This is a genomic window from Gammaproteobacteria bacterium (assembly GCA_017999615.1).
Taxonomy (GTDB): Bacteria; Pseudomonadota; Gammaproteobacteria; order JAABTG01; family JAABTG01; genus JAGNLM01.
In genome coordinates, this window is sequence record JAGNLM010000012.1 from 39,496 (window position 1) to 52,870 (window position 13,375).

Below are 13,375 nucleotides of genomic sequence, written 5' to 3' on the forward strand. Positions count from 1 at the left end.
CGGGCAGGCTCCCGGCGCGGCCGATCAGCGCGCGGCGGCGCGCGCCCAGGACTCGGGCGAGCGGTCCTCGCAGAGCGCGACGGCGAAGCGGAAGGCCGCCTCCAGGTTCGCGCGGGCGGCCTCTCCGATGGGCTCGCCCAGCTCGAATTCGTAGCCCCGGACGGTGAGCAGGTACGTGGGCGGCGCAGGCAAACCCTTCACCTGCTCCCAGACCTGCAGGACCGCCGCCGGCGAGAGGGCGTGGCTCGAGTAGGTGCGGTCCTCCTCCGGCAGCACGCGGGCAAAGGAGAACGGGCCCGGACCCGCCACGCTCGCGTCGATGAAGAGCGCGAGGCCCCGGCCTTCCAGGTCGAGGGCGTGCTCGATCTGAAGCTGGAAATCGGTCTGGGTCTCGATCGTCTCCCAGCCGGGCCGGCGCGCGCGCTCGGCCTCGAGGAGCTCCAGGAGCTCCGGCCCGAGCGCATCGTCTCCCCGGCTGGGGTTGCCGTACCCGAAGATGAGCAGCGCCTCGCTCACACCGCCTCCAGCCGGGCCCGGGCCCGGGCGACCGCGGCCCGCACCTGGGCTGGCGCGGTGCCGCCCACGTGGTCGCGCGCGGCCACCGAGCCCTCCAGCGTCAGCACCTGGAACACGTCGGGCTCGATCGCGGGCGAGAACCCCCGCAGCTCCTCCAGGGTCAGCTCCGCCAGGTCCCGCCCCGTCTCGATGCCGTGGCGCACCGCCTTGCCCACCACCTCGTGGGCGTCCCGGAAGGGCACGCCCCGGCGCACCAGGTAGTCGGCGAGGTCGGTGGCGGTCGCGTAGCCCCGCCGGGCGGCCTCGCGCATCCGGTCGCGCTTGACCCGCATCCCGGGAACCATGTCGGCGAACACCCGAAGCGAGGCCTGCACGGTGTCCACCGAGTCGAAGATCGCCTCCTTGTCCTCCTGGTTGTCCTTGTTGTAGGCGAGGGGCTGGGCCTTCATCAGCGTCAGCAGCGCCATCAGGTGCCCGAACACCCGGCCGGTCTTGCCCCGCACCAGCTCCGGCACGTCCGGGTTCTTCTTCTGGGGCATGATCGAGGAACCGGTGCAGAAGGCGTCGCCGAGGTCCACGAAGTCGAACTGCGCCGAGGACCAGAGCACCAGCTCCTCGGCCATCCGCGACAGGTGCATCATCAGGATCGAGGCGGCGGCGGCGAGCTCCACCACGAAGTCGCGGTCACTCACCGCGTCGAGGGAGTTGGCGCAGACCCCGTCGAAGCCGAGCAGTTGCGCGGTGTACGGCCGGTCCACGGGGAAGGTCGTCCCGGCGAGGGCGGCCGCCCCGAGCGGGGAGCGGTTGAGTCGGCGCCGGGCGTCGGCGAGACGCTCCTCGTCGCGCGCCAGCATCTCATACCAGGCCATCAGGTGGTGCCCGAAGGTCACGGGCTGGGCCGTCTGCAGGTGCGTGAAGCCCGGCATCAGGGTGTCCGCCTCGCGCTCGGCAAGGTCCACGAGGGCCGTCTGCAAGCGGCGCAGCTCGGACACAGTGACGTCCACGGCGTCCCGCAGGTACAGCCGCAGGTCGGTGGCGACCTGGTCGTTGCGCGAGCGCGCCGTGTGCAGCTTCTTGCCGGTCGCACCGATGCGCGCGGTGAGGGCCGACTCCACGTGCATGTGGACGTCTTCGAGGGCCGTGGACCAGGCGAGGCGCCCGGCCTCGATGTCCGCGCGCACGGCCTCGAGCCCCGCGACGATCGACTGGCACTCGGCTTCCGTCAGCACGCCCACCCGCGCGAGCATGCGCGCGTGGGCGATGGACCCGGCGATGTCCTGCCGGTACATTCGCCGATCGAAGTCCACTGAAGCGGTGAAGGCCTCGACGAAGGCGTCGGTCGGGGCGGTGAAACGCCCGCCCCAGGGCTTTTTGTCCTGACCCTCGGCCGGCATGGCGGGGCTCCTGGCGCAGTCTGCGCGGGGCCCAGAGTATACCTCGCGACCCGGGCCAGCCCATGGGACCCAGCGCACCCCGCAGCCAGCACACCCCCTTCCTCCCCGATTTCTGCGACATCCGGGCCGTCTTCGCCGTCGTCCTGACCGGCGAGCTGCTGGCGCTCGTGCTGGCGCTGATGAGCGTCCCGGCACTCGAGTTCTGGCCGGTGCTGGGGAGCACGTCGCTCTTCGTGCAGTGGGTCGGCCTGAGCGCCGCCGCGCTGCTCTGCGCCGGGGGCCGGCTCCTCGCGCGGCTCCGGCCGGCGGCCGCGTCCTTCGCGGTCCTCGGGCTCGTGGTGGGGCTCACCGCGGCGCTCAGCCTGGTCTCGGTCTGGCTGCTCGACGAGGGGCGGCAGGCACCCCGTCTGGGTGGCGAGGCCTGGGCCTTCCTCGCCCGCAACGTCGCCGTCGGCGGGCTGGTGGGCGCCGTGACCCTGCGTTATCTCTACGTCCAGCACCAGTGGCGTCTGAACCTGGCGCGGGAGGCGAGTGCCCGCGTGCAGGCCCTGCAGTCCCGGATCCGGCCGCACTTCCTGTTCAACAGCATGAACACCATCGCGAGCCTGACCCGCACCGACCCCGCCCTGGCCGAGCGGGTGGTCGAGGACCTGGCCGAGCTGTTCCGCGTGAGCCTCGGCGACACCCGGACGCCGGCGACCCTGGAACGGGAGTTGGAGGTGTCGCGGCGCTACCTGGAGATCGAGGCGCTGCGCCTCGGGGATCGACTCCAGACCCGCTGGGAGGTGGCCGGCCTGCCGGGCGGCGCCCTCCTGCCTCCCCTCACGGTGCAGCCCCTTCTCGAGAACGCCGTGTCCCACGGCATCGAGCCCTCCCCTGCAGGGGGCCTGGTGCGCATCACGGGGCGGGTCGTGGACGGCGTGGTGGAAGTCCGGGTGGAGAACCCCCTGCCGCCCCCCGGCGCCCAGGAGCGCGGGGGCAACCGCATCGCCCAGGACAACGTCCGCCAACGGCTGGAGGCCTTCTTCGGCCGGGCAGCGGGGCTCGAGGCGGGCCCCGCGGGCGGACGCTACGTCGCCACACTGCGCTTCCCCCGGCGGGAGCGGGCGCCGTGAAGGTCCTCATCGTCGACGACGAGCCGCTCGCCCGGGCCCGCCTTGCAGCGCTGGTGGCCGAGATCGCAGGCGCGACGGTGGTGGGCGAGGCGGCCGACGGGCTGCAGGCGCTCGAGCTGGCCCAGGCGAGCGGGCCGGAGGTCGTGCTGCTCGACGTGCGGATGCCCGGGATGGACGGGGTCGAGACCGCCCGGCACCTGGCGCGCCTGCCCTGCCCTCCCGCGGTGGTCTTCACCACGGCCTACGAGGTGCACGCGCTCTCCGCCTTCGAGGTCCGGGCGGTCGACTACCTGCTGAAGCCCATCCGGCGCGAGCGGCTGGCCGAGGCGCTGCTGCGCGCGCGCCTGCTCGCCCCCCAGCGGGCCGAGGCGCTCACCGCGGGGCCCGGGGAAGCCCGAACCCACGTGAGCGCCACGCACCAGGGCCGCCTTCGCCTGGTCCCCGTCACCGAGGTGCGCTACCTGGTGGCCGATCAGAAGTACGTCACGGCAGGCTTTCCGGGCGGCGAGCTGCTGCTCGAGGAATCGCTGCGCCAGCTCGAGACCGAGCTCGGGGCGAGATTCCTGCGGGTGCACCGCAACGCGCTCGTCGCGCCCGCCCACGCCGAGGCCCTCGAGCGGGGCGACGACGGCCTCTTCCACGTTCGGCTCCGGGGCGTGGGGCTCGCCCCGGCCGTCAGCCGGCGCCTGCTGGCCGGGGTGCGCGAGCGGCTACGGGGACGGTGAGCAACGATCCTCGTCCCCGGGCGACGAGCGGCTCACGAGCGCGCCTCCGGCCTTCCTCAGCGGCCCGCGAGGTCGCCCCAGCAGGCCTGGAGGGCGGCGAGTGCCGCCACCACCGCGGTCTCCGTGCGCAGGATGCGCGGCCCCAGGCGCAGCGGGGTGAAGCCCCAGTGGGCCGCCAGCGCGAGCTCCGCGGGTGCGAGCCCCCCCTCGGGCCCGATGAGCAGCGTCACGGTACCCTGGGGGCGCGGCAGGTCGCTCAGGGCCGCCTCGGCCACCGGCGAGAGCACCAGGCGCGCCCCCGAGCCCGCCGCGCCGAGCCAGTCGGCGACTCCGGCCACCTCCCCCAGGCGGGGCAGGCGGTTGCGGCCGCACTGCTCGCAGGCGCTGGCCATCACCCGGTGCCAGTGGGCTCGCCTCGACAGGGCCCTCTCCGCGTCGAGCTGCACCACGCAGCGCTCGGTGACGAGCGGCACGACCTCTGCGACGCCGAGCTCCACCGCCTTCTGGAGCCCGAAGTCCATCCGCTCGCCCCGGGAGATGCCGAGCCCGAGGGTCACGGCGAGCGGGGATTCGCTCTCGCGCGCGCGGTGCTCGCCCACCTCCACCACGAAATGCCCGCGGCTGCCCTCGCCCACCCGGGCCTCCCACTCCCCGCCGCGGCCGTTGAACAGCGTGACGGGGTCCCCGCTGCGCAGGCGCAGGACCCGGCCCACGTAGTTCGCCGCCTCGGGCGGCAGCCCGATCACGCGCCCGGGCGAGAGGTCCCCGTCGAGGAAGAGGCGGCTGACTCGCAATTCAGGTGTCTCCGATCCGGTCGCTCCGATCCGGTCGCTCCGGCCAACCGCGCGCCCGGGCAAACGAGCCGGCCGACCACGCGTCCGCCCGCCGCGTCAGTCCGCCGTGGCGCGCTCGATACCCTCGCGGGCCACCTCCGCGAGCCGGTGGATCTGCTCGGGCGTGATGACGTAGGGCGGCATGAAATAGACGACGTCGCCGAGGGGCCGCAGCAGGACCCCTCGGCCGAGGGCGTGGCGGTAGACCCGCAGCCCGCGGCGCTCCTGCCACGCGTACGACTCCCGGGTCCTGCGGTCCCGCACCAGCTCCACGGCGAGGATCATCCCGTGCTGGCGCACCTCGCCCACGTGGGGGTGCTCCGCGAGGGGCGCGGCCGCCCGGGCCATCTCCCGGGAGAGCTCCTGGTTGCGCGCGCACACGTCGTCCTGCTCGAAGATGTCCAGGCTCGCCAGGGCCGCGCGGCAGCCGAGCGCGTTGCCGGTGTAGCTGTGTGAGTGCAGAAACGCCCGCAGCGTCGCGTAATCGTCGTAGAACGCCTGGTAGACGCGCTCGGTCGTGAGCGTGGCGGCGAGCGGCAGGTACCCGGCGGTGAGTCCCTTCGAGAGGCACAGGAAATCCGGCGAGATGCCCGCCTGCTCGCACGCGAACAGCGTGCCGGTGCGCCCGAACCCGACCGCCACCTCGTCGGCGATCAGGTGCACACGGTAGCGGTCACACAGCTCGCGCAGCAGGCGCAGGTAGATCGGGTCGTACATGCGCATGAAGCCCGCGCACTGTACGAGCGGCTCCACGATGACCGCGCACACCTCGCCGGCGTGCCGCTCCAGCGTCTCGCGCATCGGCTCCAGCATCCGGCGCGAGTGCTCCGCGCAGGACTCTCCCGCCGCACGGTGCCAGCAGTCCGGGGAAGGCACCGTCAGAACCCCCATCAGCAGGGGCTCGTAGGTCGTCTTGTAGAGCGACACGTCCCCCGCGGCGAGGGCACCCAGGGTCTCGCCGTGGTAGCTGTTCGTGAGATTGACGAAGCGGGTGCGGCCCGGCTCGCCGGCGTTGCGCCAGTAGTGAAAGCTCATCTTGAGCGCGATCTCGACCGCGGTCGAACCGTTGTCCGAGAAGAAACAGCGGTCGAGTCCGGGCGGGGTCAGCGCCACCAGTCGCTCGGCCAGCTCCAGTGCGGGCGCGTGCGTGAAGCCCGCGAGGATGACGTGCTCGAGCTCGTCCAGCTGCGCCTTGAGGGCCGCGTTGATGCGCGGGTTGGCGTGCCCGAACAGGTTGACCCACCAGGAGCTGATCGCGTCGAGGTAGCGGTTCCCGTCGAAGTCCTCGAGCCACACGCCCTCGCCCCGCCGGATGGGGATGGGCGGCGACGCCTCGTGGTCCTTCATCTGGGTGCAGGGGTGCCAGAGGACCGCGAGGTCGCGGGCCACCAGGTCTGCGTTGCGGGTCGGGCGCGCGGTCACGGGAGGGAGACGACCCGCCGGGTCCACGGGCTCGCGGGCGACGCTCAGCTTCTTGCCAGCAGGGCCGCGAAGAGCCGGTCCTCGAGCTCGAAGCGCACGGCCAGCGTCTCGCCGACCCGCGAGAGGTCCTCCGACAGTCCGCCGGCGAGCTTTTCGGGCGTCAGGACTTCGTAGCGGTCGTTGAATTCGACCACCTCCTCGGTGATCGCCGAGAGCCGCGGGAACACCTCCTCGGCGACTGCGCGCACGCCCGCGCGCCGCTCACCGCCGTCGGCGATGCGGGTGCAGAGCTCGAAGTGGACGACGGCCACGTAGTCGACCAGCAACTGGCAGAACTTGCGCAGGAGGCTGCGCACCGGCTTGTCCGGGTGGTAGGGCTCGAGGCCCGCGACCTCGCAGAAGGCGACCAGGAGGTCCTGACGCTCCGCGAGGAGCTTCTGCACCAGATCCCGGGTGTGTCCCCGGCGCTCGACGAACTCGATGGGGCCACGCGACTGCGACTGCGCCCCTGGCTGTGTCTGCGTCTGCATCGGTCTCGACCCGCTCCGGCGAGATCGCTCGCCGGGCGATAGGTAAACACTTTCCACGCGTCCCTGGCAAGCGGGACCGGCGCAACGGCCGGTCTTCCCGGTCAGGGCGAGACCGTGGCCGGCAGGAACCGCAGCTCGGTGTTCAGCCGACCTTCGAACCAGGCCTCCACGTCCACGCGGCAGTCCGCGTCCCGGACCGTGAATCCCGGCTGCGGCTCGGGCTTCGAGCCGGCGAAGCGCAGCTGGTCGCAGGGATAACGCACGGTCATCGTGACCCGCATGGGGTAGTAGCCGTCGAGGAACCGGCGCATGTAAGGCCCGTTGTGCAGGGTGTAGGCGCCGTCCTCTTCAGCGCTGAATGCCCGACTCTCGGCGTTCACGCAGAGCTCGGCGCCCCGCTGCACCCCCTGCAGTTGCAGGGAAGGGCCCTCGACCCACGCGCGCTCGATCCCGCTGGAGCTCGCCACGCTCACGCCGCGGATGCGCCCGGGGGCATACACCACCTCCGCGCGCGGCACGGCGTCCAGGTTCTCGTGGCACTGCGCGAGACGCACCCACCCCTCGCGCAGGCTCTCGGGGCCGATGACGATGTCGTTGTGGTGATGGTGCACCGCCTTCGCGGGCGGCTCGGCGAGGAAGGAGAGCTTCCCCTCGTTGACCCCGACGGTGCTCGCCTCGAGCTCGTCGTCGAAGCCCGCGGACTCCGAGCCCACCGCAGCGGGCACGGCGAGCGCCGCGAGGAGGAACCCCACGCCGGCCGCGCCCAGCCACCCTTGTCCTTGATCGCCCCGTCCCATTACAGTCCTCTCCCCGCTCACCGCACCACGAGCACAGACCCCGACCGGGGCCCGGACCCGCGCCTTGACCACGTCGACGAACACCCGCCCCGACGCCCCGCTGGTCGACTGGACCGAGGTCCGCACCGTCCTGCTCGACATGGACGGCACCCTGCTCGACCTGCACTTCGACAACACATTCTGGCTCGAGCACGTCCCTTTGCGCTACGCGCAGCGCCACGGGGTCGACCTCGAGGAGGCGCGGGTGCACCTCCTCGGCCGCTACCGCGAGGTCGAGGGGACGATGCAGTGGTACTGCGTGGACTACTGGACGGACGAGCTCGGGCTCGACATCGTGGACCTGAAGCGCGAACTGGAGCACCTCATCGGCGTACAGCCCCACGCCGTGGAGTTCCTGGAGCGCGTGCGCGAGAGCGGCCGGCGGCTCGTGCTGGTCACCAATGCGCACGCCCGGAGCCTCGCGCTGAAGCTCGAGCGGACCGACATCGGGCCGCACTTCGACGTGATCGTGTGCGCCCACGACCTCGGCCTGCCCAAGGAGAGCACGGCCTTCTGGGACCTGCTGATCGAGCGGGAGCCTTTCGACCCGGCCACGACGCTGCTTGTGGACGACAGCCTCTCGGTGCTCCGGGCGGCCCGGGCCTGGGGCCTGCGGCGCCTGCTGGCCGTCCACCGCCCCGACAGCCGCGCCCCGCGGCGCGAGGTAGGCGAGTTCCCGGCCATCGAGAGCTTCCGGGACATCATGCCGCCCCGCTAGCGGCGCCCCCCTCGGCCCCAAGGCGCACCAGCACCAGGTCCCGGACGCCGTGGCCCAACCGCCGCCCGCGCCGCTCGAAGCGGGTCACCGGCCGCTCTCCCGGCCCTTCGGCGAAGCACCCGGCGCCGGCAGGGTTCACGAGGAGCGGCTCGGCGTCCGTCACCTGGAGCATCCCGAGGGCGTAGTCCTCCCAGTCGGTCGCCAGGTGCAGCGTCCCCCCCGGACGCAGGGCACGCGCCCACAGCGCCACGAGCGCCGGTTGCACCAGGCGGCGCTTCTGGTGGCGCTTCTTCGGCCAGGGGTCCGGGAACCAGACGTACACGGCGTCGAGCGAGGACTCGGGGATCCTCTCCTCGAACGCCGCGACCGCGTCGCCCCGCAGCACCCGCACGTTCTCGAGGCCTCGGGCGGCCAGGCCGGCGAGCAGGCGCCCGACCCCCGGGGGGTACACGTCGATGCCGAGGAACCCGCGCTCCGGGTGTGCGGCTGCGAGTTGGAGCAGGGCCTCACCGTTGCCGAACCCCACCTCCACCGCCAGCGGGAGACTGCGGCCGAAGAGCGACGCGGCGTCCAGCCGGCCGCCGTCCTCGACGCCGAAGCGCGGCCAGAGCTCGTCGATGGCCCGACGCTGGGCATCGGTCATCCTGCCCGCCCGCACCACGTAGCTGCGGACGCTCCTGAGATGCGCATCCGGTCGAGGGACCGGGTCCTCGGCTTCGGTTACCATGGTGGTGTGTGGTGTCGGAGTAGAGGGTTGTGGGGACGTCGCCCCCCGGAGCAGGGAGGCGGCGTGGGCTCTTGCCCTATAATCCCACGGACAATGGTGCGCTAGGGCCCGCGGAAGCGTCCCCGTGAGCAGAATACCCCCGATGGTCGTCGTCGTGGACGACAGCGCCGCGGCCATCTCCCAGTACGAGGCGAGCGTGCGCAGCCTGGAGGTGGACATCCAGGCGTTCCGCTGTGCGGACGATGCCTACGCGTACCTGCGCGAGAACTCGGCCGACCTGTTGTTCCTCGACATCGTGATGCCGGAGAAGGACGGCTTCACCCTGCTCAGGGAGCTGCGGGCGCTTCCCGGGCAGCCTGAGCTTCCCGTCGTCGTCGTCACGTCCAAGGACTACGCTCAGGATCGAGCGCTCGCGCGCGAGCTCGGGGCACGGGAGTTCCTGCTGAAACCTCTGCGCTCCCGGGAGATCCGTTCCCTCATCGAGCGATACACCGGCGCGCAGTTGCGCCCCATGTCCGAAGACGGCGACCCATGAGCCCCTGCTATCTGCGCTTCTGGGGAGTCCGCGGCTCCTATCCCGCGCCCTTCGCGACGCACATGCGCACCGGGGGCAACACCTCCTGCGTGGAGATCCGCTGCGCGGACCACGTCCTTATCGTCGACGCGGGCACCGGCATCATCCCCCTCGGCGCACGCCTCCTCGAGCAGGACGCCGTGCGCGAGGTGGCCATCCTGGTGACGCACTACCACTGGGACCACATCTCGGGGCTGCCCTTCTTCGAGCCTGCGTTCACCCCCTCGTGGACCCTGCGCTTCTTCGGTCCGGGCAATACCGAGATGGAGGTCGCCGAGGCCCTGTCCGAGCAGATGCGCGCCCCCTATTTCCCCGTCGAGACCGAGACCTGGCTCGCCGACGTGCACTACCTGCACGCGAAGAACGGGACGATCGAGCACGGCCCGATCCGGGTGACCCCGTTCAACGTCCACCACCCCGGGACCACCTTCGGCTACCGGATCGAGGTCGCCGGGCGCACGCTGGTCTACGTCTCCGACAACGAGCTGCTGTTCCTCGACGAGCCCATCGACCGGCGCCTGCAGGAGAGCGATCTCGACACCGGCGAGCACGAACTGCTGCTCGCAATGAAGAAAGAGGCGAAGCGGGCGTCGCTGCAGCCCTTCCTCGACGCGGACATCCTGATCCACGACTCGCAGTACACGCGCGAGGACTACGCGCGCAAGCGCGGCTGGGGACACTCCTGTTACGTCGACACGGTGAGCTGCGCCATCGACGCGCGCGTGGGCCAGCTCTATCTCTACCACCTGGACCCGAGCTACCCCGACGCGCAGGTCGACGCGCTGCACCGCGAGGCGCAGGAGATCATCCGCCGGCGGGGCTCCCCCCTGCGCTGCGAGGTCGCTCGCGAAGGGCTGCTGATCCCGCTCTAGAAGAAGGTCCCCTCGATGGGGCTCGACGCGCTGGCGAAGCGCTTCTTCGGCATGCGACCCGCGAGGAACGCCTCGCGTCCCGCCTCGATGGCCTTGCACATGGCGGAGGCCATCAGGACCGGGTTCTTCGCCGCCGCGATGGCGGTGTTCATCAGGACGCCGTCGCAGCCCAGCTCCATCGCGATGGCCGCGTCCGAGGCCGTGCCGACGCCGGCGTCCACCAGCACGGGGACCTTCGCGTTCTCGACGATGGTCAGGATGTTGTAGGGGTTGCGGATCCCGAGCCCGGAGCCGATGGGTGCGGCGAGCGGCATCACGGCGACGCAGCCGAGCTCCTCGAAGCGCCGGGCCAGGATCGGGTCGTCGTTCGTGTAGACCATCACCTGGAACCCCTCGCGGACGAGGACCTCCGCCGCCGCCAGGGTCTGCACCACGTCCGGGAATAGCGTCTTCGGGTCGCCCAGCACCTCGAGCTTGACCAGGCTGTGCCCGTCGAGCATCTCGCGCGCGAGCCGGCAGGTACGCACCGCCGTCTCCGCGTCGTAGCAGCCTGCGGTGTTGGGCAGGATCGTGTAGCGGTCCGGGGGCAGCACGTCGAGCAGGTTCGGCTCACCGGCGATCTGGCCGATGTTCGTGCGCCGCACCGCCACCGTCACGATCTCCGCGCCGCTCGCCTCCACGGCGAGGCGGGTCTCCTCCAGGTCCCGGTACTTTCCCGTGCCGACCAGCAGGCGCGAGCGGTAGGTACGGCCCGCGACGACGAGGGGGTCCGCGGAGGGGTCGAGGGGGGAAGCAGCAGGTGTCGGGCTCATGGTCGGTCCGTCGCAGGCAGGGAGTGGGAAATGGGCTCGGAGGAAATCTTCGTCAGGGCTCAGCCGCCGCCGATGGCGTGAACGATCTCCACGCGGTCGCCGGCGAGCAACACTCGCCGCTGGTGTTCGCCGCGGGGAACGATCTCCGCGTTCACCTCGACGGCGACCCGGCGCCCCCCGAGGTCCAGCGTGTCCAGGAGCTCCGCGAGCGTGGCGCCCTCCCGGAGCGTGATCGGCGTGCCGTTCAGCATCAACTCCATGGCAGCAGGCTACGGAGCGCCCCCCCGGCGGTCAACCTCGAGAGGGGCTCGCGCTCGATCACTCGATGCGCAACACGAGCTCGTAGCTCGTGGGAGCTCGCACGCTCGACTTCTGGACGAAGAAGTCGGTCTCCCCCTCGCGCCAGCGTCCGGGGCGCGCAGAGAGGATCGCCTTGCCGACCGCCTCTGGCAGGTCCTGCCCGGTCGCCGCACGGGCGAGCGTCTTCGCGTGCTCGAGGAACAGCCGGTGTGCCCGCTGGACCTCGCTCCCCGAGACCACCTGCAGCTCCAGCACCAGCGCGGAGACCGCCTCGGCGGTCCCCTCGGCCGTGTAGCGCACCCGGTGCCGCACCGGGTCGCCGGCCGGTAGGTCGCGCCTGAGGCTCCAGCAATAGAACTGCTCCTCGCGGAACGGACGGTAGTCATTCGCGGCGGGGAGACCCGCCTCCGCCAGATACGAGCAGGCCGCCTCGGGCGCCAGGGCGAGCCCTGCGCCCCGCGCGGGGGTCGTCACCGCGACCAGGCAGAGACCGGTCACCAGCAGTCGTCGAAGCACGGCGCACCTCCAGGTTCCGGGGCCGAACCCCTCGGCAGTGGATCCAGTGTACCGGGGGAGCGGGCCGGGAGACCACCGCCCGGGGCACGGTTCCCCGGCTCCGGGGACCAGGGACCAGGGACCAGGGACCAGGGACCAGGGACCAGGGACCAGGGACCAGGGACCAGGACGTTCTGGCATCCCGGCGAACGGTTGGCTAGACTATTGGCTCGCCCGAAGCGGGTGTGGTTCAATGGTAGAACCTCAGCTTCCCAAGCTGATGACGTGGGTTCGATTCCCATCACCCGCTCCACTGTATCAATCTGCGGACTTCCGCAGAAGTCCAAGAGAGTCTGCAAGTCGTTGCCGCACAAAGACTTTTCCTCTCTTTGATGTTCTGCCGTAGTCCACTGCGATCCGCCTACAGCCGGGACTTTTAAGTCCACAAACAAGTCCATTTTTGCGGGCGCGGCTGATTCCGGATTGTTGATGGAGGGGCGAGGTCGACGTGACCAGCATCTGGTTCCTGACTCATGTTCAGGAGCAAGAGCATGGCACTCTCAGACCTGGCCGTTCGACAGGCCAAGGCAACAGGCAAGGCATACACCCTCCCTGACTTGGATGGCCTCTCCCTGGCCGTCACCGCTGCAGGGGGCAGGACTTGGCACTTCCGCTACTACTGGGCGGGCAAGCAGAAGCGGATGTCGCTCGGCACCTACCCGGAGGTGACGCTTCGCGAGGCCCGCAGCCTACGCGACGAAGCGCGCGCCCTGCTGGCCAAAGGCACCAATCCTCGCGTTCACCGCAAGCAGAAGCGCACTGCTGTCCGGCTCGCCGACGAAAACACCTTCGAGGCGGTGTATCGCAAGTGGCTCAAGCATCGCGGGCTCAGCCTCAAGGAAGGCCGGCAGACGACCCTCTCGATACTTCCGCGCATCTTCGACAAGGATGTGCTGCCCACCTTGGGCAAACGGTCGATCTATGAGATCAAGCGTCCCGACCTCTTGGAGGTGATCGCCAAGATCGAGAAGCGCAGGGCGCTCTCCGTCGCCGAGAAAGTCAGGACGTGGTTCAACCAACTGTTCCGTTACGCGCTGGTGATCGTGCCGGGCCTGGAGCAGAACCCGGCCTCCGATCTCGATGTGGTGGCGCTGCCGCTGCCACCTGTCAACCACAACCCGTTCCTGCGCATGGCCGAGCTGCCGAAGCTGTTGCAGCGGCTGCGCAGCTATCGCGGCAGGCGGCAGACCCAGCTCGGGCTGCGGCTGTTGCTGCTGACCGGCGTGCGAACCGGCGAGCTGCGACAGGCGACGCCGGATCAATTCGATCTGGACCGTGGGCTGTGGATCATCCCGCCCGACGTCGTGAAGCAACTCCAGTTGGATATGCGCAAGAAGCGGCAGCAGCCAAAGGACATCCCGCCCTACATCGTGCCGCTGTCGATTCAGGCCATGGAGATCGTCCGGCACCTGCTGGATGAGTTCAAGCCGGCCCAGCGCCACCTGT

General features: G+C 70.9%; 16 protein-coding genes and 1 tRNA gene. 7 read left to right on the plus strand and 10 right to left on the minus strand.

The window, feature by feature from the left end; translation table 11 throughout:
• Positions 1-24: 24 nt before the first annotated feature.
• Positions 25-516: a hydrogenase maturation protease gene (locus KA217_09875; protein ID MBP7712755.1), complete on the minus strand. Its 492-nt coding sequence runs from the start codon at positions 514-516 to the stop codon at positions 25-27.
• Entirely contained in the window at positions 513-1,910 is a 1,398-nt protein-coding gene (argH, locus tag KA217_09880) for an argininosuccinate lyase (protein MBP7712756.1), read from the minus strand. Before argH ends, KA217_09875 begins: the two co-directional genes overlap by 4 nt.
• A 62-nt stretch (positions 1,911-1,972) precedes the next feature.
• On the opposite strand from argH, the gene KA217_09885 reads away from it, so the two are divergent.
• Positions 1,973-3,025 (plus strand): histidine kinase, encoded by a 1,053-nt coding sequence (locus KA217_09885; GenBank protein MBP7712757.1) that lies wholly within the window; start codon positions 1,973-1,975, stop codon positions 3,023-3,025.
• Positions 3,022-3,750: a response regulator transcription factor gene (locus KA217_09890; GenBank protein MBP7712758.1), complete on the plus strand. Its 729-nt coding sequence runs from the start codon at positions 3,022-3,024 to the stop codon at positions 3,748-3,750. The genes KA217_09885 and KA217_09890 overlap by 4 nt, the downstream gene beginning before the upstream one ends.
• Before the next feature lie 56 nt (positions 3,751-3,806).
• Here the strand turns inward: KA217_09890 and KA217_09895 are convergent, their stop codons facing one another.
• The 4 genes from KA217_09895 to KA217_09910 all read right to left on the minus strand — a co-directional run bounded on the left by KA217_09895 (position 3,807) and on the right by KA217_09910 (position 7,332).
• A complete protein-coding gene (locus tag KA217_09895; protein ID MBP7712759.1) occupies positions 3,807-4,544 on the minus strand; it encodes a 16S rRNA (uracil(1498)-N(3))-methyltransferase in 738 nt (245 codons plus the stop codon).
• A 96-nt stretch (positions 4,545-4,640) separates the two neighbouring features.
• Positions 4,641-6,005: an adenosylmethionine--8-amino-7-oxononanoate transaminase gene (locus tag KA217_09900; GenBank protein MBP7712760.1), complete on the minus strand. Its 1,365-nt coding sequence runs from the start codon at positions 6,003-6,005 to the stop codon at positions 4,641-4,643.
• A gap of 44 nt (positions 6,006-6,049) precedes the next feature.
• Entirely contained in the window at positions 6,050-6,535 is a 486-nt protein-coding gene (locus tag KA217_09905; protein MBP7712761.1) for an Rsd/AlgQ family anti-sigma factor, read from the minus strand.
• Positions 6,536-6,636: 101 nt separating this feature from the next.
• Complete coding sequence (locus tag KA217_09910; protein MBP7712762.1) at positions 6,637-7,332, minus strand: hypothetical protein; 696 nt, start codon at positions 7,330-7,332, stop codon at positions 6,637-6,639.
• Between the two features lie 100 nt (positions 7,333-7,432).
• Between KA217_09910 and yrfG the strand changes: the two genes are divergently transcribed.
• A complete protein-coding gene (gene yrfG, locus KA217_09915) occupies positions 7,433-8,089 on the plus strand; it encodes a GMP/IMP nucleotidase (protein ID MBP7712763.1) in 657 nt (218 codons plus the stop codon).
• Here the strand turns inward: yrfG and trmB are convergent.
• Entirely contained in the window at positions 8,073-8,816 is a 744-nt protein-coding gene (gene trmB, locus KA217_09920) for a tRNA (guanosine(46)-N7)-methyltransferase TrmB (protein MBP7712764.1), read from the minus strand. The genes yrfG and trmB overlap by 17 nt on opposite strands.
• Before the next feature lie 124 nt (positions 8,817-8,940).
• On the opposite strand from trmB, the gene KA217_09925 reads away from it, so the two are divergent.
• Positions 8,941-9,351 (plus strand): response regulator, encoded by a 411-nt coding sequence (locus KA217_09925; protein ID MBP7712765.1) that lies wholly within the window; start codon positions 8,941-8,943, stop codon positions 9,349-9,351.
• Positions 9,348-10,262, plus strand: a complete 915-nt coding sequence (locus KA217_09930) for an MBL fold metallo-hydrolase (GenBank protein ID MBP7712766.1) — start codon at positions 9,348-9,350, stop codon at positions 10,260-10,262. The genes KA217_09925 and KA217_09930 overlap by 4 nt, the downstream gene beginning before the upstream one ends.
• On the opposite strand, the gene KA217_09935 is transcribed toward KA217_09930, so the two are convergent.
• Genes KA217_09935 through KA217_09945 form a run of 3 tightly spaced genes read right to left on the minus strand, consistent with a single transcriptional unit; the run spans position 10,259 to position 11,890 of the window.
• Positions 10,259-11,074, minus strand: a complete 816-nt coding sequence (locus tag KA217_09935) for a thiazole synthase (protein MBP7712767.1) — start codon at positions 11,072-11,074, stop codon at positions 10,259-10,261. The two genes, KA217_09930 and KA217_09935, sit on opposite strands and share 4 nt — an antisense overlap.
• A gap of 59 nt (positions 11,075-11,133) precedes the next feature.
• On the minus strand, positions 11,134-11,334 hold the full coding sequence (gene thiS / locus KA217_09940; GenBank protein MBP7712768.1) for a sulfur carrier protein ThiS: 201 nt from the start codon (positions 11,332-11,334) through the stop codon (positions 11,134-11,136).
• Between the two features lie 58 nt (positions 11,335-11,392).
• A complete protein-coding gene (locus KA217_09945; GenBank protein ID MBP7712769.1) occupies positions 11,393-11,890 on the minus strand; it encodes a hypothetical protein in 498 nt (165 codons plus the stop codon).
• Positions 11,891-12,108: 218 nt separating this feature from the next.
• Between KA217_09945 and KA217_09950 the strand changes: the two genes are divergently transcribed.
• A tRNA-Gly gene (locus KA217_09950) sits at positions 12,109-12,182 on the plus strand.
• A gap of 238 nt (positions 12,183-12,420) precedes the next feature.
• Positions 12,421-13,375: integrase arm-type DNA-binding domain-containing protein (locus KA217_09955; protein ID MBP7712770.1), on the plus strand; the 955-nt coding region annotated here is incomplete at its 3' end.

Bases quoted from the DNA above. Each gene is read 5' to 3' on its own strand.
- argH (MBP7712756.1), bottom strand. From the start codon at position 1,910: ATGCCGGCCGAGGGTCAGGACAAAAAGCCCTGGGGCGGGCGTTTCACC.
- KA217_09885 (MBP7712757.1), top strand. From the start codon at position 1,973: ATGGGACCCAGCGCACCCCGCAGCCAGCACACCCCCTTCCTCCCCGAT.
- KA217_09905 (MBP7712761.1), bottom strand. From the start codon at position 6,535: ATGCAGACGCAGACACAGCCAGGGGCGCAGTCGCAGTCGCGTGGCCCC.
- KA217_09910 (MBP7712762.1), bottom strand. From the start codon at position 7,332: ATGGGACGGGGCGATCAAGGACAAGGGTGGCTGGGCGCGGCCGGCGTG.
- trmB (MBP7712764.1), bottom strand. From the start codon at position 8,816: ATGGTAACCGAAGCCGAGGACCCGGTCCCTCGACCGGATGCGCATCTC.
- KA217_09930 (MBP7712766.1), top strand. From the start codon at position 9,348: ATGAGCCCCTGCTATCTGCGCTTCTGGGGAGTCCGCGGCTCCTATCCC.
- KA217_09935 (MBP7712767.1), bottom strand. From the start codon at position 11,074: ATGAGCCCGACACCTGCTGCTTCCCCCCTCGACCCCTCCGCGGACCCC.
- thiS (MBP7712768.1), bottom strand. From the start codon at position 11,334: ATGGAGTTGATGCTGAACGGCACGCCGATCACGCTCCGGGAGGGCGCC.